Raw genomic sequence first — 21,144 nt, 5'->3', positions numbered from 1 at the left:
GGGGAATGTTTAAGAAGGGCACAACTTTTTAATCTTCTTTTGTGTTTTTATTTCTGTTAATCTCTATTGAATGATATATTTTCGGCTGGTTCTGGTGTAGCTAAAACCTTTGCCGATTCTCACAGGATCTGATGAGGGTCCTTATAATATCCGCACAAGATCCGCACAAAAATCCGAGCTGATTTATCATGCACCCGAAAACCCGGCAAATCCTTGAAATTTTCGAGGAGATCAACAAAATTCCGCGCTGTTCGAAACATGAAGAAAAGCTTGCCCGCTGGCTACAGGAATGGGCAGCAGCCAGAGGCTTTGAGGTAAAAAACGATGCAATAAACAATGTCCTCATCAAAGTCCCGGCTACTCCGGGGTATGAGAGTTCTCCCGGAATTGTGCTGCAGGGGCACATGGATATGGTCTGCGAGAAGAGTAAGGACTCCAGACATGACTTTTCAAGGGACCCTATAAGGTGCGTATATGATGGAGACTGGCTGCGAGGAGATGGGACCTCAATAGGGGCGGACAACGGGATTGCACTTGCAATCGGGATGGCACTGGCAGAAGCCGGAAAAATGGGAGAGATAGGGCATCCTCCTCTCGAACTTCTTTTTACGGTTGACGAGGAAACCGGACTGACAGGAGCCAGCGGGCTTGACGAAGGTTTTTTTGAAGGCAGAATTCTGCTGAACCTGGACTCGGAGGATGAGGGAGAATTTATAGTCGGGTGTGCGGGAGGGCAGAATTCCCGGGTTACCCTGCCTGTCGAATGGGAGCCTTTTGACTATGGAAAGAAAGACGGGTTCGGACTCTTCAGGCTCTCTATTGAAGGGCTTGAAGGAGGACACTCGGGAGTTGAGATTCACAGACAGCGAGCAAATGGGATTCAGTTGCTTGCCAGGCTACTGGCAAGTCTCAATGAAAAAATTGAAAAAGAAAACCTCAGGCTTGTCTTTTTCAGCGGCGGGAGCGTCCACAATGCAATTCCTAACTATGCAGAGGCGTTTCTTGCCCTTCGCAGGAGTAAAAAAGAGGAGACTGAAGCTTTTATTGCCGAGTTTCAGCAAACGCTCAGGGAGGAGTATGCGGAATCCGATCCTGAAATCACCCTTGAACTTAAAGAGGTTGAGAATAGAGTTATCTTTGAGACTGCCGGAGGTAAGGTCACAAGAAAAGAATTGCCTGCAGACCGGGTCTTTTCGGCAGGGACTGAAGAGAGGCTTCTAGGAGTGCTCCTCGGGCTGCCGCATGGGGTCCACAGGCTCTCAGACACTATCCCCGGGCTTGTTGAGACCTCAAATAACCTGGCAGTAGTAAGGACGGGGGAAAATGAGATAAAGATTCTTTCGAGCCAGCGCAGTTCTGTTATGTCAAGGCTGGCTGAAATCACAGGAAAGGTGGAAACAGTTGTAAAGCTGGCAGGAGCAAAGGCCGAACATGAATACGGATACCCTGCCTGGGAACCGGACCTTGGGTCCGGGCTGCTTATGAAGTGCAGGCAGACTTATGCAGGGGCTTTCGGGAAAGAGCCGAAAATCAGGGTTGTGCACGCAGGGCTCGAGTGCGGGGTAATAGGCTCAAAATGCGAGTGCATCGAAATGATTTCCTTCGGGCCTACCATCAAAGACCCTCACACTCCGGCTGAAAGAATCTTTATTCCCTCGATTGAGAAGGTCTGGGTTTTCCTCGAAAAGCTGCTGAAGAGCTACCGCTAATTAAAAAATTACCTCACCTGTTATTTTGTGAAAAAGAGAAATTTTGTGAAAATGAGAAATTTTGTGAAAAAGAGAAACTGTCTTCCCGTTAACGCCTGCCAATCAGGGGTGTGCTCCAGCTCATTAGTCAAAATCGGCTGCTTCCGCAAGTCCGACTTTCCTGCGCCGGCATTTTCGCAATAACAAGAGGCCGTAAACGAATAGTACCGTAGAAAGGGAAAATGCCACCCATCCTGGGGGACCCGCCAGGAATGCCAGGCAGTTCCACAGCCAGTGGATAATGATTACGGGAATGATGGTGTCGAGGCGGACCCGCAAAACTGCCGTCCAGACCCCGAACATACCTGCAAAAAGAGCCTGAACTTCGCTTCCCCTGAAGTCTCCGGTGATTAAGCCGTTTAATATATGGACCGAACCGAAAAGAATCGCTGTGATCCACACCGCACGCCAGGTCCCGAATGAGGATGAGGCCCCGTGGAACAATACGCCCCGAAACATCAACTCCTCACTTATGCCTACCATCAGGGTATTGATGACCACGATCACAAATACCCTGGCTGGCGGCAGGCCTGTAAATAGAACAATCAGCAGCAGGATTAGAAGCGACAGAGCCGGTGGCAACAACAAACGCAAATCCCGTAAATTATCCGGGCCTTTCCACCCGACCTGAGCCCACCATTTCAAATAGGTAATAGCCAGGGGCAAAAAGATCACTGCACCCAGCACCCCAAAAGCTATCTGGTTTTTTATCAATTCATCAAGCTGCGTGGGTTGCCCCCCTACCTGCAGCAGGCCTATTCCCACTACGACAACCAGCCAGACTGCAAGTATTACCAGTGAAACAGACAAGGGTTTTCGTGATGTATTCATCTTTATCTTCTCCGATCCGACAATAAAAGATTCCGGTTCCCGGTCAAAGTTATGATAACTTGCCCGGTAGTATGTGAAAAACAAGCCACAAATAAGAGGAGAGGATAATTGATAATTCCAGATTTAATCTTTCTTTTCGTGTGATAACAGGCTTGATTTGTTGTTTGTGGAATTCGCTTCGTTCATATCTTTCAGACTTCCTCTCTGATCGTCCTTTACGTATGAACGTACCTTAATGAAATAAGCAAGAGCTGCGATAGGTAAGGCATATCCTATTCCATAGACAGCCAAGTTTGTTTCCGGGGGTTTAAAAATAACGCCCAGGAAGTTAACCCCCAGCACGACAACGGTAAGCCCCACCAGGTTCAGTTCCAGTTCCTCAATGTCATTTATCTCCAGCCAACCCGGTAAAGGGAGAGGCTGGATAAACAGCTGGTAGAGCCCGATAGATGTCAGGAAGAGTACCGTACCGACCAGGAAGAGATGTACTGTCTCCACAATTTCAACAATTATGTTCGCCTCCGGGCTTACATCTGTCATTCCGGTAACCAGTTCACCCATAAAGAGAACCAGATCTACGCCGCCTTTAATAAACAAAACACAGGCGGTAATTGCCAGCCCGATGACGGGAATCAGGACAAAGTATCTCATTCTGGCAATAAATTTCACAACTTTCATAAGCAGATCCCTCCTTCCTGGATTTCAGTTTTCCCAATCTCTGGATTCGATTCCTCTCATGGTTCATATTACTCATCAAGCTTTCAGACTCTACACAGGTTCAATCTTCTGGCTCTCCCTGGCCTCCCTCTTTTGAGGTTTCCCATTTTTCTGCTTTCAGTTCATTCTCGGAGTCCAGAAGGCTGAAGAGCTGGATGATATTTGCCACTAACCCTGTCCATCCGGTCTGGTGGCTTGCACCCACTCCTGCCCCGTTGTCACCGTGGAAGTACTCGTAAAAAAGGATATAATCACGCCAGTAGGGGTCAGTCTGGAATTTTTCGGTTCCGCCGTATACCGGACGTCCCCCCTTCTCGTCCCGCAGGAAGATCCGGGTAAGTCTGTCCCCGATTTCCTTAGCGACTTCAAGAAGATTCATCATCTTTCCCGAGCCCGTGGGGCATTCGATCCTGAACCCGTCTCCGTAGTACATATGGAACTGCAGGAGAGCCCGGATGATGAGGGCATTTACGGGGAACCAGATCGGTCCCCTCCAGTTTGAGTTACCCCCGAAAGTGCCGGTGTTTGACTCCGCAGGCTGGTAGTCTACCCTGTACTCCTGTCCGTTCAACCGGAAGATGTAGGGGTGCCTCAGGTGGAATTTGGAAAGGGAACGTATGCCGTAAGGGCTTAGGAACTCTTCTTCGTCAAGCATCTTCGAAAGGACTCTTCGGAGACTTTCCGGGTTGAGAAGGGAAAAGAGACTCCGTTCTGCAACTCCGAAATGTCCCGGACCCGTCGGATGGATAGACTTTGCAAGTTCAGGCATCTTCTGGAGGCGCTTCATGTTCAGGCTTACTGCACTAATAACCCTATCTCTCTGCCACTTTTCAGTCACAGTGGTCGCGCAGAGAGGCAAAAGACCAAACATTGAACGCACCTTCAGCCTTCTGGAACTGCCGTCAGGAAGCCTGAGGACATCGTAATAGAAGCCGTCTTCTTCATCCCACATCCCCGCGTCAGGTCTATTGATAGCCGCAGCAATCCACAGGAAATGTTCCAGGAATTTCTCAACCATGTCATCATAGACGGGGTCCTGAGAAGCGAGTTCCACAGAGAGCTCCACCATGTTCTGGCAGAAAAGGGCCATCCAGGCAGTTACGTCTGCCTGTTCCAGGTAGCCCCCTGTAGGCAAAGGTGAGCTGCGATCGAAGAATCCTATATTGTCCAGCCCCAGGAAACCACCCTCAAATACGTTTCTGCCGAATCGATCTTTCCGGTTTACCCACCACGTAAAATTCAAAAGAAGCTTCTGGAAGATGAGTCTTAGAAATTTGAAGTCCTCTTTCCTTCCCGTCGCCTTCTCGGTAAGGTGAAGGAACAGGGTTGCCCAGGCGTGAGCCGGCGGGTTCGCATCTCCGAAGTTCCACTCATAAGCTGGAATCTGCCCGTTGGGGTGCAGGTAGAACCCGCTAAGCATAATTTCCAGCTGCTCTTTGGCAAAGTCGGGGTCGACTACCGACAGTGCTATGGCGTGGACGGGGAGGTCCCATGCGGCGTACCAGGGATACTCCCACTTGTCAGGCACGGAGATTATGTTTTCATTGAGCATATGGAACCAATCTCGGTTCCTTGAGGGACGGCTCGAGGGATACAGAGGATGGGCATGGTGCTCTTTCAGCCAGCGATCAACATCATAGTAGTAGAACTGCTTTGTCCAGAGCATGCCGGCAAGAGCCTGACGCATAACATTTGCTTCGTCAAGGGAAACACCGGAAGGGCTCACTTCCCCGTAAAAGTCGTCGGCTTCCCTAAGGCGTTTCTCCATAATGACATCGAAACCGGCTGAAAAAATGGCTTCTTCCGGGGTATAATTTACAAGACGCAGGCGAAGGATTGCACTTTTACCGGCTTCCAGGATCATAGTATAGTGGGCTGCAGCTTTCGTTCCCTCCTTTTCAGGGTTTACTGCACCTTCCTGCCCGTTTATAATGTAGTTATGGAATGCATCTTTCACATAGGGTGTAGTATTCGGGGTACCGAAAATGCGCTTACAGCTTGTCTCATTTTCAGTAAAAAGGAGTTCCGGTTCACCTTCTGCGCAGAAAAAAAGCTCTCCCAGCTCAAGATGGGATACCCGGATAATTTGCGTACACCCAAAACTCTTTTCTGTCCGTAAGAGCGGTTTTGATACCTTCTCAGCCCATGCCCAGTTGTTTCGGAACCAGAGGGTGGGAAGGATATGAAGCTTTGCCTCTTCAGGCCCGCGGTTCCAGACTGTAATCCGAACCAGAATGTCTTCAGGGGTAGCCTTTGCATATTCCACAAACACATCAAAATAGCGGTCCTTATTGAAGATTCCAGTATCAATGAGCTCGTATTCTAACTCATTCCGGGATCGCTTTCTGTTGGTCTTCACCAGGTCAAGGTAGGGATAGGCTTCCTGAGGGTACTTGTAGAGATATTTCATATAGGAATGAGTCGGCGTACTGTCCAGGTAGAAGTAATATTCTTTTACGTCTTCTCCATGGTTACCTTCTCCATTGGTAAGGCCAAAGAGCCTTTCTTTAAGAATAGGGTCTTTACCGTTCCAGAGAGCAAGAGCAAGACAAAGTCTCTGCTTTTCATCCGAGATGCCTGCAAGGCCGTCCTCCCCCCAGAGGTAAGCCCTGGAACGTGCATGGTCGTGAGGAAAATAGTTCCAGGCGTCTCCTGACCTACTGTAGTCTTCCCGTACTGTCCCCCATTGTCTCTCACTGAGATAAGGTCCCCACTTCCTCCAGGGTACCTGTTTATCTCTCGCTTCAATCAAACGCAGCTGTTCAGAGTTCATACTTTTTCCCCTATTCTCCAAATTTGACTGCTATAGTCCGGAAGAAAACAGTTTTCAGCCTTGAAACGCTAGATCTGGATGGTCGGCTTTCAGTCAAAGTTTATTGTGCAGGAACCGACTCTTCTTCGGCAAAAATCTCACGTAGCTTTTCTTCCTGTTCGACAGAAAGGTTGGAAGCTATCATTTCAAAGTCCAGTCCCTTCACGATTTCAGCAACTTTATCCGTTACCGCGTCGCTGGTCATCAAGAAAAGGGCTGATGCGCCTTCTATCACTTTACTGCGAACAGATCGGATAAACTCATCCTTAATGCCCATATCGGACACGGACCCGGTGATTCCGCCCATTGTGGCACCAACAGCCACGCCAAGTACTGGAACTAAGAAGAGCAGGCCAAACAGCACACCCCAAAAAGCGCCGCTGAGTATACCTTTACTTGTCGCACTTTCCACCCGCTCTGTTTTCGGCTTCTTTTTTCCTCAGGCTAGGTGACTATAGCCGCATCATGAAGGGGGATCATTTGCCCCTTGCCTAAATTTTCAACCACACGAAGCACCTTTTCAGCACCGTTCGACCCGGATGCTGAGATCCATTAAGTTCTGCCTTTTAAGAATACTGCTTTCCAGGTATCTATCCATTAATCTTGGTGCTGTTAACCCCCCAGTTGAACCTTCGAGATCTCCCCCAAACTCGTTGTTCAATAATTGACTTTATATACATATTCTTTTACACATATCATTTTATGCTCATTGATTAATTTTATCGGGTCTACTGATAAGGATTATTTTAGGATTTGAAACTTTTTCATTTTTTTCTTGTTAATCTCATAATTTACTAAATTTTTATTATATCTGGAAATTGTCAGCTCATTTTCAATGTCAGCAAAATAAACGATATCTTCGGAAGTCAAAGATCGTAAATAAAAGACAAAGTCCTCTTTCCTGCAGCATGATCTCCTCCACTCCGGATGATGAAAAGCATTCCAAGTGATGAAAAATAGGAAAATGAATATTTTGCACCTTTAAATGTTCCCTGCACTCAAAAAATAGAAAATGAAATCCTCATCTTCTTCTTTTTCTACTAAAAATTCAGATAATGTAGAGGTCTGGTAAATACAGGTGAATAATCTCCTTTTTAGAGAGACTATCCTTGACTCAAATCCGATAAGCTCTCTTACAACGGCTCCGAAACCCATTCTCTCTTTTTTGTCCAGCTATGTTGTCTCCAGAGCGGTGGGATTTCCATCAGCGTCCTTCCACGGGAACGGCAGGTCAATGAGCCTGACTATTACTTTATTCATGACCGTTTCAAGTTCACGCCGGATTCGGATGTGAAAATCAGTGTTATCGAATACGATGACCAGGAGCTGCACTGATCCAGAGGTAAATTCATCCAGCTTATCCCACCATTAACAATTCTGCTCTACTTTCCAGTTCTCGTCGAGCTATTCCCGGACCGCAGGTACCATATGAATCATCCTTATAGATCTCCATATGCTCCCGGTATTTTTCTTCCTTTATTAAAGAACCCTGAAGGCCAAAAAACAGTTGCAGCATTATTAGTACGCACTACTGGTACGTATTATTGGTACGCACAATTGTTACAAAAGACCTATAAAATTTAAAATATATATTAATTAGAAGTATAATATTAAAATCAAGGTTTGATAAAGAAAACACAAGTTGACCAGTTTAATGTGAGTGGTATGGGAATGGTAGCAAATCCAGAAATACAAGTCTCAAAAGCTGACACGGCTCTGTCCGAGAAGCGACAACTGGTGGCAGGAGTTTTCGCCAGCAAGGCAGCTGCAGACGCTGCTATGGAGAAGATTAAGAGTCTCAGCTCCCAGCTTCGGATGGTAAACGCCAGCAATATCCTGGTCCTCGCTAAGGATGATAAGGGCAAAGTCGACATCAACATCATTGATATCGGTTCGACGTCCAGAGTGAATATTGCTGCTCTGGCTGAACGTATCGCAGAGGACATAATCACCATTGCTAGCAAGCCGGTAGGCAGCCCAACTGAGCTGAACGTACGGGCTACACATCTGGGTTATGCTCTAAACCCCGGCTCAGTGGCTATTGGTCTGTTTGTGGACCCGCAATATGCTGGAAAGGTCGAGGATGGCATAAGGAAAGCCGGCGCCCAGGTTCTTACTGTCGATGATTTGAAGCGGATAGGAGCAGGTTTTGGCGCGGCTGAGGGTACGAATGACCTGGCGGTTAAGGCAGCTGAAGTATCACAGGCAACTCCACAGACAGCACCACAGGCAGCTCCCCTGGTCCTGGACTGGCAGGAAGAATACGCATACTCACTGGGCTTGCAGGCACTTATCTATGGTTTCCCGTATGTCTATAACGCTATCACACGTTATAAGTGGACAAACATTCCCCAGGACCCAAAGCACGTTCCTTATGCGCCTGTCAATCATTTCTGGCACGCTAGCGAGCTTATAGATGCTACGTATCGTGACGGTGGCTGCCCGAACAACGACACACTGTACTCAATCGCCTGGGTAGATATCGGCAAAGAGCCAGTTATTCTCACCGTGCCCGAGGTCCCAGGTGATAGGTACTGGACATTTGAACTGGTTTCTTTTGCTTCGGACAACTTTGCCTATGTAGGCAAGAGGGTTGGCTCAAGAGCGGGCAACTATGCTCTTATTGGTCCCGGTTGGCGTGGTGATCTCCCCGAGGGTGTAACTGCCGTGACGCCGTCCTCCCCGACACCGTGGATATTGATCCTTGGCCGCACTCTGGCGGATGGCGTCGACGACCTGCCAGCTGTGCATGCTCTTCAGGCACAGTACAGGCTGACACCACTGAGTTTCTGGGGCAAACCAGAGGTACAACTTCCCGAAAGCTGCGACGTCTACAAGCCTGCTGTTGCTCTTGCCGGGTCCGAGGACCCGCTGGGGCCATGGAAGACGCTTAACGCCATGCTGGCTGAGAACCCGCCAGAAGCGCACCATGAGGTATTGCTCAAGCAGTTCGCAACAATCGGCATCGGACCTGATCTGGATGTAGAGCATCAGCCAGAGGTGGTTAAGAAGGCGCTACAGCGCGTGCTGGGAGTTGGCATACCGCTGCTAAGGCAGCAGTTCATGAGTGGAGTCTGGGCAGAGTTTGTCAACGGCTGGCGCTACCCTCCATCCAATGAGGGACGTTTTGGGGATGAGTTCCTGAAGCGTGCTGCAGATCAATCCCTGGCAGGAATTGCTGCCAACGACCCTGTAGAGGCAGTATACCTGGTCAACCTAACGGACAACTTTGGCGAGCCACTGACGAGCGCTCACAGGTACGAGCTAACATTCCCAGGGGGGTTTGAGCCGCCTGTGGATGCATTCTGGTCGATAACCGCCTACGGCACCGATTATAACTTAATCCCTAACCAGATTAACCGCTACTCCATCGGTAACCGTACACCAGGAGTCAAGAAGAATGATGACGGGGGAATAACCTTTTACTTCCAGGAAAAGTCCCCTGGCCCAGATAAGGAATCGAACTGGCTGCCAACTGGCAGTGGAGCGTGGTTTACTGTTCTACGGTTGTATATCCCACATCCCGAAGTGATCAATGCGGAATGGGAATGTCCGCCGATTACAAAACTAGGCTGAAAAGGACAAAACTCGATTCGATTAACTAAAACTAGAAATAGGGTGTTGAAATGAAATGGTGCTGATTGGAAAGGAAGAAGATGAGCGGGGTTGTGCCCTCGTCCTGAAAGATGGAGAGTCGGCCGAAGTTATTCACTTTGACAATTTGCGTGGCTTGCGATATTGCGAGGTATTTCTGATATGCGATACCGGATGGGGCTTCTACAATACATTGGGCCTGAATAACGAGAAGGATCCCAGAGACACATGCCCGGAATCAATCATGGTGAACTTCTCAACCGGGGCGGTGAAGGAGCAGTATAATGTTCCAAATGTGTCCTTAAACCCTCCACGTTACTTTGTGATTGATGGAGGGGATATACCTGTAGCACCGAAGGTGCGCGATTTCGACGGCTTGGAGGCACGGTGGATGGGTAATGTACAACCAGACGCCGCCTTTGGCAAGACGCCTTACATGCCGACAAAGGTTGAGCGCAAATCGGAGTTATTCTTTGAGAAAGGAAAGCCTGTTTTCATCCTGGATGACCCTACTGGTACAGCATGGGTCATGAAATCCTACACTGACTTTGTGGATAAAAATCTGAAGTATGAAAACCTCGAGACGCTCAACAAGAAGCTAAAGCTGCCGCCTGGATGGAGTTACAGGGTTAAGGTTCTGGATCAGGATCTTATACTTCGACCTTTTAAAGGCGTTGCACGGATAGTCCAGGATGAACTGCAAAATGTGTATGACGCACTCGATGAGGGAACAAGCAACTACAAGCCATAACCGGGGTTTAGTCCTGCATTTTTGAGTATAAAAATAAAAACGGGGAAGGAAACTTACTTTTTGTTCCTATTCCCCACCTCCTTCTAATCGAGAACAACTTTTCTGCCTTCAAGGCAGTTCCCTGAGCATTTTTTAAACTCTGGAAGAACCTTTTTCATTCAAAATTCAGTATTCAGGTGCTGTTTCCTCTTCTTCAAAGGCAGCACGCAGTTTGTCTTCTTTTGAGTCGGCTTTTGTGCACTAGTCGGCTTTACACATACATTCATTTGCATATATTATGTGTGTTGATTAGTTTTGTCGGGTCTGCCGAAAAGGATTGTTCTATAAAATAGAAGATGTTCTACTCTTTCTGTTACTCTTTCTGTTAATCTATTTCCCTTTATAATTCTCGTCCTTTCTGGAAATTGTTAACTCAGTTTCCCGGTCAGCAAAATGAATAATGACATCAGAAGAAGGCATTGCTATATTTGCATTTATCAGGGCTTTATAAATTGCCGTATTCAGTCGGTCTTCTGAAACCCTTGTCTCCACGTAATCCTCTATCCAGCACCTGGCTTTGAACTTCATTCCTGACCCTGTGAACTCAAGTAAGAGGACCTGTACAGGATTTTCATGCATGATCCAGTCTTCGCGCTTCACGGCTTCGATAATCAGGTCTCGTACATACTCTATATCCGGACCATAGGATACAACTACATCGGTTTCGACACGGTATATCTTATCAGGTATGGAATAATTAGTGATCAAATCCATTCCGATAATAGAATTGGGAATTACTACAAGCCGGTTGTCTCTTGTAAGAATGCGCGTTGACCTCCACCCAATCTCTGTCACGTCTCCCCATGTATCGAGTTTTTCGATTCGAATGCGGTCTCCGATTCTGAAGGGGCGGTCAATTAAAAGTACGATCCCGGTAATGATGTCAGCAAGAGTTGTCTGGGCTGCAAGTCCGATAATTATTCCACTGAGACCGAGAGCTGTAAGCGATGCGGTAAGTGCCGCTCCTGTTATCCCAAAATGTTTTAAAAGTATAATGATAGCTAAAAAACTGAAAACCAGCAGAAATATGTATTGTATGGAACGGATAATTCTCTGGTCGATCTCTTCTCTATCTCTAAGAGGCTGTCTTAAAATTAAATAATCCTTTTCTCTTGGTTTTTCTTCGATGTCAAAACGATCTATAAGGCTTCCTTATCCCAGTGATTTATCCAACAGAGAATGGAAAATAATTAATCCTTATTTTCCTGATCTCAAAACAAATCGAGGTAGAAAACGTGTTCATTCTTATCGAGAAATATTGAATGCTATCTTCTATTTGTTACGTTCTGGTTGTGCTTGGCGAATGCTACCTCACGAATTTCCACCCTGGAAAACTGTTTACCATTACTTTCGTCTTTGGCGTATTTATGGAATTTGGGAACATATCAATACTGTTCTGAGAATAGAACTGAGAATTGCATATGGTAGAGAACCAGAGCCAAGTGCTGCAATTTTAGATAGCCAATCTGTTAAAACCACAGAAACTCCAGGAGTCCGTGGGTATGATGCTGGCAAGAAAGTGAAAGGGAGAAAGCGTCACATTCTGGTAGATACAATAGGGTTACTGTTGATGGTTGTGGTTCATACAGCAGATATCCAGGATCGAGATGGTGCTAGACTTGTTCTGGAACAAGTTAATGGAGCATTCCCTCGATTACAGCTTATTTGGGCTGACGCTGGTTATTCAGGTAAACTGATTGAGTGGGTCAAGATAACATGTGGATGGGTACTAGAAATAGTTAAGCGTAGAGATAATATCAAAGAATTTCAAGTACTTCCACATAGATGGATAGTAGAGCGGACGTTTGGATGGCTAGGTAGATATCGAAGGTTAAGTAAAGACTACGAAGGATTAACAGAATCAAGTCAAGCATTGATATATGCGGCTATGATCAGAATAATGATTAAAAGAATCGCTAATATCAAGAATTAAAGAGAAGGAGAATAATTTTAAGACACGCTCTAAGAGGTACCTTGGATAGGTACCAGTTTGAAGTGATCGATATGAGGCGAAAAATAACATAAACTCCTATACTCCAGTAGAGAAGGAAGAAGAGGTCATCCACAAGTTTTGAATAGATACCTATGGACTCACCGAACAGACTTACTATCGCCTGCATACCCTGCAGAATAATATAAAGCAGCAGGAGATTTTCTAATAGGCGAAGAATTCTGTCGTCAACTCTTGTTTTTGTCCTTTTGATTGCCGGCCAAAGCAAGCGCTTCAGAACTAATCGGCTAACTATTATAGCTCCCGTCGTCAGTACCAGAATAATGGCCAGCCTCAGGAGAATTCTGCCAAGCGGAAGTATCTGTTCAATTTCAACCACTCACATTTCTCCCGGTCCCTAATTGTTCATGCCATAGAATTATCAGGTATATTCCTTCTTACTATTGTTAAGGACGTCTCAGTCCACCAGAAATCCATTTTCGCTTAAACCGGCGGACCAGTGCGAGCAAGACAATAACCGGCTAATCAGGTTGAATGGTCCACGTCACCGGATAAAGTTTGATTGGTTCATGCCTCCAGATAATGTATCCATCCCATATCCTTTACCTTCCCTCAGAATTATTTGATAAATTCTTGACAGTCATGTTGTCGGGGCTTGTAAGAGATTCTTCTACTTTCTTCCTCTCAAGGGCATCAGCAGGCAGCCCCGCTATTATGCGGGCATACCACTCACTTCCAGGGCCTGCCGTGGCTCCCTGGACAAAAACGCTTAGAAAAACAGTCGTGATCACGGCAAGACTTACAGTTTCGCTTCCCCCAATTCCCCCCGTTTCTTCCATAGCAGTTAATAGCAGAACAACGGATGCAAGGCCTCTGGGCCCAAACCAGCCCAGAAAAAGTACGGTTTTGGTATGCAATCTCATGCCTATCAGGGAGATTGCAACAGGTATCATACGGATAAGCGTAAGGCTCAGCACCGCATAGATAAATATTGGCCAGTTGATTGTAAAAATTCTTGTAGCCGCTATAATTCCGAATATGAAAAAAACTGCAAAACTAAGTATGCTCCCTTCAGCTTCCGTAAGGATGGCCTCTTCTTCCGTGGCTTTTATTTTACCTGCAGCTTGAGTAGTGATTAGACCACCTGTAAAAGCGGCAATGAATCCGCTGCCTCCTAGCAAGTCTGCTACAAGCCAGGAGATGATAGCCAGGGACATAAACCCGATTTTGCGGTAAAGCCCTGACATCCATCCGATCCTTACAGCTTTGCCGGAGAGCAATCCCCCTGCAAGCCCGATAACTGCGCCCACAAGCACCCCTATACCTATCTGTTCAAACGCCAGGACAATCAGAGTGCCTGCCGGCCACTTTAGTGCCTCCCCCCCTTCCAGTATCAGAAAAAAGAGGAAGAAAGGTATTGCACCCCCGTCATTAAGTCCGCTCTCCACATTAAGCGCCTGCCTGATTTTTGCAGGCACTTTTGTATTGTTAACTATCGCCTGACCAAGTCCTGCATCGGTAGGAGAAAGCATGGCCCCTATAAGACCTGCTTCTGCAAGTGTTATATCCTTCAAAAGAAAAGCAGCAACAATAGCCCCGAAAGCAATTGTAAGCGGGGTGCCAATTATAAGAAGCCGGCCTGGAAGTTTATCTTCGCGCATTAGTGCCTGCAGTTCAATTTTTGAAGCATCCGAGAACAAAGTCAGGACAAGTGCAAGCTCGGCTATACTGAGAATGAGAATGCTGCTTGAAGAGAGACTCACCAGGTCAAGCCCTTCCGGGCTGAGCAGCATTCCTGCTGCCACAAAGATCATAGGAGCTGTGACTACAGTGCCTGAAATCTTTCCGGAGACAAGGCCGGAGAGAAAGAGCAGCGCTGTAAAGGCAATGACAAAAATTTCAATTTCTGATGTCATGGAAGTTCCTTTTGTTTCAGGTTACACTCTCACTGTTTTATAGTCGACTGCTTCAGCCACCTGTTATTTCGTCTTTTGAGCTATTCCTTAAAGCACCCTTATCCAGGCCCCATCTTTTCAAATATCTTCATTCTTTTACTTTCCCGGTGCTGAAGAAAGTTTTTCTTGCTCCTGTGTCTCCCCTTCAGGCACTTCTGCCCTTTTCCCCAGTTCTCCCCCTATAAACATCAGCAGGATAAGGCCTGCCAGTGCTACTACCATAATCATGACCATTACATCCGGGTCTGTGAAGTTGAGCGTGGAAATTGCCAGGGCTGCCGAAAGGTTGCGCTGAGCAGTCCCGAGGGCAAGCACTCTCCGGATAGACTTGTCGGACCCTCCGAGGAAGTAGCCTATGACAAATGAAACAAGCAGAAAAACTACTGCCGCCATAACCGCTGTAGTCCCGATGACGTTAACGAGGTCAGAGAAGTAGACCACAAAGAAAGCCACGAAAAGGACAAGAAGGGAAAGATTGGTAGCCTGGGTCATCATGGGCAGGAGCCCATCGGCTACTTCTTCGTATCTGGCCCTGATGAACAGGGAAATTGCAAGGGGGAGGAGCATCAGAAGGATAAGGGACTTTGCTATATCCCAGGGGTTAATTGAAACCCCTGAGAGCAAAAATGGCAGGACTATCGGGACGTAAATAATAGTCACAACCATCAGGAGCACCATTAGCCCGACTGCGAATGCGGTGTCACCTTTCGCCACCTGCGCAAGTTTCGGAAGAAACGGAGCTCCTGCGGAAGTGCCTAGGAGGAAAAGCCCGATGGAAAGCCCTTTAGAAAGCGGGAAAATAAACAATACTCCAAGAGCGAGCAGCGGGACGAGTACAAAATTGGCTGCCAGCGAGAAAATAACCAGTTTCCTGTTCCTCAATGGGATGAGTATCTGCGGAACTGTGAGAGAGAAGCCCATGCCAAGCATGCTGGTGAGCACAAAGATCAGAGTTGCAAGAACACCAATGGTTTCAAGGAAATTCAAAAAGGAAACTGTCTCGACCATTCTTCTCCCCACATCCCTTTTCAGTCATGCCATCTGGTCAAGTGCCGCAGTGATTGCCAGGATCAGGGCAGCGTCCTGTCCCGGAGAAACCTCCACTCCATAGGTGTCTCTTATCCGGAACCATTTTTTCGAAACCTCTGCAACTTTTTCCCTTCCTTCCTTGATCTCGTATTCGTGATCCAGGATATTTCCCTGGACATCCATTTCGGGCCCATTTGCGACTTCAACCTTAAATCGGTCTCGGAGAGGTGTGATCAGGGCTTTTTTTATCGTTGCGGCTGTTTTTCCATCCGAATCCTGGATGTCCATCGTATCCTTTATCCTGAGAAGCTTCTCCTTGAGTTTATACAGTTCATTTCCCCGCACATCCTTGATAATCAGGGTATCGCGAATCCGGAGAGCTTTACCGTCAACATAGAATGCCCGCTCTCCGGCTTCATTTTCTATCCAGTAGTCATCTCCTATGGTAACAAGTTTTTCGCGCATTTTGTAGCGTTGTAAGCTTTCACCTTCATGGCCCCTTAGACCGCCCATGATTCGCCTCATCAAAATCACTCCCTTTGTTTTACTATATTCACTTACCTGCCTTGAGGTATCTATTCAGTGTCTATTTATTTTGTTATAGACCAGAGGAGGATGATACTGGTTAGCCTTTCAGCCGGAAACCGCAGTAATAATGGAACCTGCTTCCAAATCGGATCCGGGCTGCTGGCTCTTTGGATTATTCCAGATATGTTCCCCCCATCTGGATACAAAATACATAATATATACAATTATATATAATTATATTATTTATAATATACATGGGCTTTTCAAAGAAACAGACTGTATTAAGAGCATATCCGAAAAGTCAAATAAGTCGACACTGGCAATGTTAAAAATTACAAAAAATCAGTAATATCAATTGTCTTTTCCTGAGACGGTCAAAGAAAACTGTAATGACGCAGGATTTTTTTAAAGAACAAGGAAGATTTTTTTAAAGTACAAGGAAGTTACTGAATGGGATTTTGTATGTTGTTACGACAGCTGTACGTGGCAAGATGCTCCCCCCTATTATGGTTCCAAGTCAACAGTTCACAAATTCCATCTCTATCTGTGTGAACATGGTACCCATCAGGAAATCTTAAATGAACTTTTAAACAAAGGTTATGATTTGAAGAAAATAGATCCTTCCCATTGCTTTGCTGGTACGAAAGACGTTCCTGCTAAAAAGGGGGAAACATCGGTTACGATGACTACAAGAAAGTAAAAGGAGTAAAATTAAGCGTTTTAATAGATTTAGAAGGGCTTCCTCTCTCAATTATTGTTGTTCCTGCAAATGAGAATGACTAACTCTTTATGTACCTACACCTAAAAATTTTAAGATAAAGAGATCTAAAGGAAGGCTTGTAAACAGGCCTTCCAAAGTGGCAGCTGATGCAATATTAATGACACAGATAACATCAGAAAATATAATAGAAGAAGAGGAATAAAGTCCAATATACCAGTAAACGTAAGAAATAGAAAGAAAAAGAAGAGAGGAAGACCAATAAAAGTAGATTGGGACGATTTTAAAAAGAAAAGTGTAGTAGAAAGGTTTTTTAGCTGTATAGAGTCATGCAAGAAAGTATTGCCAAAGTATGAAGTCAAAGAAATATCATACCCTGGGGTCGTAATTTTAGCAGTAATAGTAAGGTTAAATCAAGTTTTGGGATGAGCTCGATATTTAATGGTGTTTAAAAAAATTTCTGTGTAGTCTGCTATTATATATTAAACTCGTATAATCTTATATATTTTTAAGTATATAAATGAGTAGATTATAAAATGCATACGGGGCTGAAGCAGTTGAATTGCAAAATCAGCAGCATAATCCTTTAACTAATTTGCGCGTGATTTTATACCTCAAGTGCGCAGCCCTGTTTATAATAACGTTCGGGTAATAGTGGGGGAATAGCTATTGTATATTTGATTATAAAGCACAGAATCGAAGACTATCCCAAATGGAAACCTGTTTTCGATGAAGATGCATCAAGGAGAGTAAAAGCAGGCTGTAGAGGCTGGCAGCTCTTTCACGGTTTGGATGACCCGAATGAAATCACTATCCTTTTGGAATGGGATACAAAAGAACACGCAACCAGGTTCATAGAATCCGAAGACCTGAAAAAAACAATGCAAGAAGCAGGAGTATCCACAAAGCCTGAAGTCCACTTTTTTGAGAAAATCGAGGATTTTTCGGTATGATTTGCAAAAGTTCAATGTGCTAGTGGAAGAAAATCCACTTTAATTGGTAATCAGTAAGGAATTTTCTTGCCTGTAGCTATTGATTTGACATGGAAGTGCTTTCAAGTACTTGAAAGTACTTTCATTTATTTGTGCCTGTTATTCGAAGTAACTGTATGAATTAATAAATATCAAGTATAACTCCAGCATCGAAAGAGACATACGTACTAAGAGCCTATCTGAAAAGCATGCGACTTAATATAACTTTATAATATGTCATTTATTGACTTTTTGGATGAGTTCTTGTTCGATTTCATAAATTCAATTAATCCACTAATCGATTTTGGGCTGGCTCAGATGTCTTATTCCCTGTTACATCAAACTTTATGGTAAATTCTGTCCCGTTGTTTATTTTTACTTCAAACTCTCCATCCGATTGGTCTGCAAGGGAAACTATGGGCTGGAATCCAGGTGTGATAAGATTTTCGATATCAAAGTCTTCGGGAATGCCAACTCCATTGTCGGAAGCGATTTGAGTGAAACCTGTGCTCTTACAGTCTTCATTTATGCAGTTTAGAGATTCTCCTTTTTCTTCTCTACATAGTTTAATTCGGATTTCTCCTTCTTGCTGCCGGGAAATTCGTGTTTAAAGGAATTGGTAACTAGCTCATTGACAATAATTCCTAATAGAACAGCAATATCCATATCAAAGAATACATTTTCCACCAAACCAGTCTATTTTTAGATAACTTTTAGGGTAAATAAATACTATATGCCAAAGCAGGTTCCACAATTTCTATACGTTGCATACACTCCACAGGCTATATACAAGCCCTTAATGCTTTTTAACTAAGCCAATTATAATTCTACTCTTTTCAGACTCGAATACACTTATAAAAAATTTTATCATTTTAAGAAAATATGTGTCTACGTGAATGTTTGATATGCATAAGTTGCGACACTTCTTATATCAAAAACGATACAAGTTAGGTTCTACTCGCATGGGTACATTAAATCAAAATCCTTAACGCACAATTTTTTCTGTTTCAAGTGAGGTGACCCCTAAATGATAATCAGCGCAGCACACATATATTCAAACGCGATACTTTACTAGGGGGTAATTAAAATGTTAGGCGATTTGATATATGAGGCGACGACCAAAGCGATAGGCACGCGAGTGATTGATGAAAATGGTACGATGGAGATAACACTTCAAGAACAAGGTAAAATTTTTGGGATTGAATGTACCGTCACAGTAACATTTGTGAACAAGCCTAGACATAATGGGGTAATGTATTCAGAAGGGTACGGAGTTTTGTTGACAAAGGATGGCGATACAGCCACTCTTACCTTATCAGGAATAACTATTCCGAAAGGGGCTCCTCCACTCGGTAGTGTTCGAGGGGTAGCGTTTTGTTGCACGCAGTCACCGAAACTCGGAGGTCTCAACAGCGTCGTCTGTATTTACGAAGCCGAAACGAACGATGGCATGATTTATAACGTGAAAGGCTGGGAATGGAAGTAAAGCATTCATCTACAGCTTTCCCAATCTGTTATCTATTTTTTTAGTTCCGGTTTTGCGCTTAAGTCTGTTTGCATCTGAAGTCTGGTACCTGTACCTAAAGTTGGGCTGAAAAGGCACTTTAGGTGCAAAGCTGATTTTCCGTATTTCCGAGTTAGTTAGACAGATTTGAGCTACTGAAAATCAAATAAGGGTAGCATACCGAAATTTATGTAAAATCTTGATCGACCCTTTACCTGCTTTCTTACCCAAATATGTCTTATGCAGTTGAGCTGAAAATCATAAGCAGAAAGCACTCTACTGTCTAAATCATAATTATTTTAGCGAGGCCGCATGCACCTGATTTCACTCCTTAAGTGAGTAAGTCCTACACAAAAACAGGTTTATTGTTGGTTCCGTTGCAAAAAAATTATGAGGGGAATTTACTGAAATAAGTAGAAATTTAGGAGTATATGTATGCCAGTAAATTCTTTCGACCATGTGATTTCTACAAAGCTGGATATTGTAGTCCTTTTCACCCAATTTCTTGTGGTTTTCATACCTTGTGCCTTCTTTAGCATTGAAATGAAACGTCTCAGAACACGGTCTTCCAATCATCTTTCATGCTAATCACGATCCAGCCACGTTCCTTTGCCATCTGTAGCGTCTTCTCGCTACCCTCGTCGTAGGCGTACTCGCGCTTTGCATCGTCATGGCGGAGCAGCAATGATAGAGAGCGGTAACCACTTTTCTGTGCCAGCCACAGCATATGCAGATCTCCATCCGAATTGCCGGCTACCAGGATGGGCTTGCGGCCAATATGCAGCTCGATATTTACCGGCTTGCCTGCTCCGTCGTCGATGGGATCGACCAGGCCTTTCTTGCGGAAAATTACCGGCCCCTCATCAGTCATCCGGGTCTCAAATGCGATGTTGCTGCCGATAACCCGTTCTCTTGGGATATTGTAGATCTCCTCCGAGACTGTACGCACAAAACTCATGCCGCCGCCGGACGCCAGGAAGACCTTAAAGCCGTTATCACCAAGGTAGCGCACAAGCTCAACCATTGGCTTGTACGTCAGGTCCCTGTACAGTACGTCAAAACGGGGATGTTTGGCGGTCTCCAGGAACTCTTTAGCCATAAGCATGAAGTCGTCCTGTGACATGCCGGCATGAGAATCAAAGACGATCTTCATCAGCTCTTTAATATCGCCGCCGGCATGGGGATCAATCTTGAGAAAGTAGGTCAGGTCTCCCGTTGCCGCTGCCTTAAAGTGTGGCTGGTCCAGAAGCGCAGGGTCTGCCTCAGCCAGTTGCTTCAGCCGGTCTATGATAAAGAAAACCTGAACATAGACGGGCTTCTCCACCCACATGGTTCCATCGTTGTCCAGGATGGCAATTCGCTCGGTCTCTGGCACAAAATCAGCACTCTCAGGATTTGTGACTGCGTTTACGTAATTGATGATTGCTTTCTTAGCCGGTGTTTCGTTCCATAATGAGAGTATTTCGGACATTATCAGTTCCTCTTACTTTATTTCAAATGAAATCATAAAATCCACCGCTCTTTGCTGCGGTGGAGACAAAATGCTGGAGTGTGCATTCACCGGTAAAGGCTGAAGCTTACTCTGTAATTTAACATCCTCCCCCTCCCGTATGGAACACATTCGACGCGATTGCCTATCCGACATCCTGCATGAGCGTTTCGCTCCCGCTTCGAACCGCCGTTGAATCGGAAGTCAGTTCGTATGGAAAGCTGGCAGAAGATCGACACACAGAGAGCAATTAATTGCACCAGCTCACAGCTCCCTATCCTATTATCGGGCCATCGGTCGAGTACTTGTAAGCAGCGCCTCCTCAACTAATGCCCGCTATCTATGCAGAAACCGGAGCGAGGCTCAAATGATGAGAGACTCCCGGAAATCCCGGATAGGCACTATCCGTTTTGAATTTCATCCTGAAAATCTGTTTTTGGTTCCGTAAAGAACAGTCTACTCATATTACTGAGCATTGCCTTGAAGGAGTAGAATGTTCCAGATAGA

Annotated in this window: 18 protein-coding genes; 7 read left to right on the top strand and 11 right to left on the bottom strand. The window is 45.4% G+C overall.

Translation table 11 applies throughout. From position 1 onward, the window contains the following. Positions 1-188: 188 nt before the first annotated feature. Positions 189-1,709, top strand: a complete 1,521-nt coding sequence (gene pepD, locus ACSAZL_RS07605; protein ID WP_440948094.1) for a beta-Ala-His dipeptidase — start codon at positions 189-191, stop codon at positions 1,707-1,709. A 123-nt stretch (positions 1,710-1,832) separates the two neighbouring features. Here pepD and ACSAZL_RS07600 read toward each other — a convergent pair whose 3' ends face one another. The 5 genes from ACSAZL_RS07600 to ACSAZL_RS07580 form a co-directional block, all read right to left on the bottom strand. Beyond that, entirely contained in the window at positions 1,833-2,579 is a 747-nt protein-coding gene (locus ACSAZL_RS07600; RefSeq protein ID WP_440948093.1) for a lysostaphin resistance A-like protein, read from the bottom strand. Positions 2,580-2,702: 123 nt separating this feature from the next. Next, positions 2,703-3,257 (bottom strand): YqhA family protein, encoded by a 555-nt coding sequence (locus ACSAZL_RS07595; protein ID WP_440948092.1) that lies wholly within the window; start codon positions 3,255-3,257, stop codon positions 2,703-2,705. A gap of 100 nt (positions 3,258-3,357) precedes the next feature. Beyond that, positions 3,358-6,069: an MGH1-like glycoside hydrolase domain-containing protein gene (locus ACSAZL_RS07590; protein ID WP_440948091.1), complete on the bottom strand. Its 2,712-nt coding sequence runs from the start codon at positions 6,067-6,069 to the stop codon at positions 3,358-3,360. Between the two features lie 100 nt (positions 6,070-6,169). Next, positions 6,170-6,433: a DUF1269 domain-containing protein gene (locus tag ACSAZL_RS07585; protein WP_440948090.1), complete on the bottom strand. Its 264-nt coding sequence runs from the start codon at positions 6,431-6,433 to the stop codon at positions 6,170-6,172. Between the two features lie 541 nt (positions 6,434-6,974). Further along, a complete protein-coding gene (locus ACSAZL_RS07580; protein ID WP_440948089.1) occupies positions 6,975-7,106 on the bottom strand; it encodes a hypothetical protein in 132 nt (43 codons plus the stop codon). A gap of 80 nt (positions 7,107-7,186) precedes the next feature. Between ACSAZL_RS07580 and ACSAZL_RS07575 the strand changes: the two genes are divergently transcribed. The 3 genes from ACSAZL_RS07575 (at position 7,187) to ACSAZL_RS07565 (ending at position 10,453) form a co-directional block, all read left to right on the top strand. Then, positions 7,187-7,402: a hypothetical protein gene (locus ACSAZL_RS07575; RefSeq protein ID WP_440948088.1), complete on the top strand. Its 216-nt coding sequence runs from the start codon at positions 7,187-7,189 to the stop codon at positions 7,400-7,402. Positions 7,403-7,731: 329 nt separating this feature from the next. Further along, entirely contained in the window at positions 7,732-9,684 is a 1,953-nt protein-coding gene (locus ACSAZL_RS07570; RefSeq protein WP_440948087.1) for a DUF1254 domain-containing protein, read from the top strand. Between the two features lie 55 nt (positions 9,685-9,739). Beyond that, entirely contained in the window at positions 9,740-10,453 is a 714-nt protein-coding gene (locus tag ACSAZL_RS07565) for a hypothetical protein (RefSeq protein WP_440948086.1), read from the top strand. A 369-nt stretch (positions 10,454-10,822) separates the two neighbouring features. Here the strand turns inward: ACSAZL_RS07565 and ACSAZL_RS07560 are convergent, their stop codons facing one another. Beyond that, positions 10,823-11,332 (bottom strand): mechanosensitive ion channel family protein, encoded by a 510-nt coding sequence (locus ACSAZL_RS07560; RefSeq protein WP_440948801.1) that lies wholly within the window; start codon positions 11,330-11,332, stop codon positions 10,823-10,825. A gap of 286 nt (positions 11,333-11,618) precedes the next feature. Here ACSAZL_RS07560 and ACSAZL_RS07555 point away from each other — a divergent pair, with 286 nt between their 5' ends. Beyond that, on the top strand, positions 11,619-12,425 hold the full coding sequence (locus ACSAZL_RS07555; RefSeq protein ID WP_440945022.1) for an IS5 family transposase: 807 nt from the start codon (positions 11,619-11,621) through the stop codon (positions 12,423-12,425). On the opposite strand, the gene ACSAZL_RS07550 is transcribed toward ACSAZL_RS07555, so the two are convergent. From ACSAZL_RS07550 to ACSAZL_RS07535, 4 genes are all read right to left on the bottom strand, one after another. Continuing rightward, the gene (locus ACSAZL_RS07550) at positions 12,415-12,822 is read right to left on the bottom strand and encodes a hypothetical protein (RefSeq protein ID WP_440948085.1); all 408 of its coding nucleotides are present in this window, start codon (positions 12,820-12,822) and stop codon (positions 12,415-12,417) included. The genes ACSAZL_RS07555 and ACSAZL_RS07550 overlap by 11 nt on opposite strands. Positions 12,823-13,045: 223 nt before the next feature. Next, on the bottom strand, positions 13,046-14,359 hold the full coding sequence (locus ACSAZL_RS07545) for a cation:proton antiporter (protein ID WP_440948084.1): 1,314 nt from the start codon (positions 14,357-14,359) through the stop codon (positions 13,046-13,048). Positions 14,360-14,494: 135 nt separating this feature from the next. Next, a complete protein-coding gene (locus tag ACSAZL_RS07540; RefSeq protein ID WP_440948083.1) occupies positions 14,495-15,406 on the bottom strand; it encodes a bile acid:sodium symporter family protein in 912 nt (303 codons plus the stop codon). Positions 15,407-15,430: 24 nt separating this feature from the next. Then, positions 15,431-15,952, bottom strand: coding sequence for an LURP-one-related/scramblase family protein (locus tag ACSAZL_RS07535; protein WP_440948082.1), 522 nt, complete (start codon positions 15,950-15,952; stop codon positions 15,431-15,433). A 1,398-nt stretch (positions 15,953-17,350) separates the two neighbouring features. Here ACSAZL_RS07535 and ACSAZL_RS07530 point away from each other — a divergent pair. Then, a complete protein-coding gene (locus tag ACSAZL_RS07530) occupies positions 17,351-17,626 on the top strand; it encodes an antibiotic biosynthesis monooxygenase family protein (RefSeq protein ID WP_440948081.1) in 276 nt (91 codons plus the stop codon). A gap of 1,105 nt (positions 17,627-18,731) precedes the next feature. After that, positions 18,732-19,130 (top strand): hypothetical protein, encoded by a 399-nt coding sequence (locus ACSAZL_RS07525; protein ID WP_440948080.1) that lies wholly within the window; start codon positions 18,732-18,734, stop codon positions 19,128-19,130. A 571-nt stretch (positions 19,131-19,701) separates the two neighbouring features. Here ACSAZL_RS07525 and ACSAZL_RS07520 read toward each other — a convergent pair. After that, positions 19,702-20,619 carry an HAD family hydrolase gene (locus ACSAZL_RS07520; protein ID WP_440948079.1) on the bottom strand — a complete coding sequence of 306 codons (918 nt, stop codon included), beginning with the start codon at positions 20,617-20,619 and terminating at the stop codon, positions 19,702-19,704. Positions 20,620-21,144: the final 525 nt, after the last annotated feature.

The sequence above is a fragment of the Methanosarcina mangrovi genome (genome assembly GCF_052057765.1).
GTDB lineage: Archaea > Halobacteriota > Methanosarcinia > Methanosarcinales > Methanosarcinaceae > Methanosarcina.
The sequence above is the reverse complement of the archived record's forward strand: the minus strand, read 5'-3'. Positions and strand labels throughout refer to the sequence as shown.

Excerpts from the sequence above, each read along its gene's own strand:
- pepD (WP_440948094.1), top strand. The coding sequence starts at position 189 with ATGCACCCGAAAACCCGGCAAATCCTTGAAATTTTCGAGGAGATCAAC.
- ACSAZL_RS07600 (WP_440948093.1), bottom strand. The coding sequence starts at position 2,579 with ATGAATACATCACGAAAACCCTTGTCTGTTTCACTGGTAATACTTGCA.
- ACSAZL_RS07595 (WP_440948092.1), bottom strand. The coding sequence starts at position 3,257 with ATGAAAGTTGTGAAATTTATTGCCAGAATGAGATACTTTGTCCTGATT.
- ACSAZL_RS07590 (WP_440948091.1), bottom strand. The coding sequence starts at position 6,069 with ATGAACTCTGAACAGCTGCGTTTGATTGAAGCGAGAGATAAACAGGTA.
- ACSAZL_RS07565 (WP_440948086.1), top strand. The coding sequence starts at position 9,740 with ATGGTGCTGATTGGAAAGGAAGAAGATGAGCGGGGTTGTGCCCTCGTC.
- ACSAZL_RS07555 (WP_440945022.1), top strand. The coding sequence starts at position 11,619 with ATGTCAAAACGATCTATAAGGCTTCCTTATCCCAGTGATTTATCCAAC.
- ACSAZL_RS07545 (WP_440948084.1), bottom strand. The coding sequence starts at position 14,359 with ATGACATCAGAAATTGAAATTTTTGTCATTGCCTTTACAGCGCTGCTC.
- ACSAZL_RS07540 (WP_440948083.1), bottom strand. The coding sequence starts at position 15,406 with ATGGTCGAGACAGTTTCCTTTTTGAATTTCCTTGAAACCATTGGTGTT.
- ACSAZL_RS07535 (WP_440948082.1), bottom strand. The coding sequence starts at position 15,952 with ATGAGGCGAATCATGGGCGGTCTAAGGGGCCATGAAGGTGAAAGCTTA.
- ACSAZL_RS07525 (WP_440948080.1), top strand. The coding sequence starts at position 18,732 with ATGTTAGGCGATTTGATATATGAGGCGACGACCAAAGCGATAGGCACG.
- ACSAZL_RS07520 (WP_440948079.1), bottom strand. The coding sequence starts at position 20,619 with ATGTCCGAAATACTCTCATTATGGAACGAAACACCGGCTAAGAAAGCA.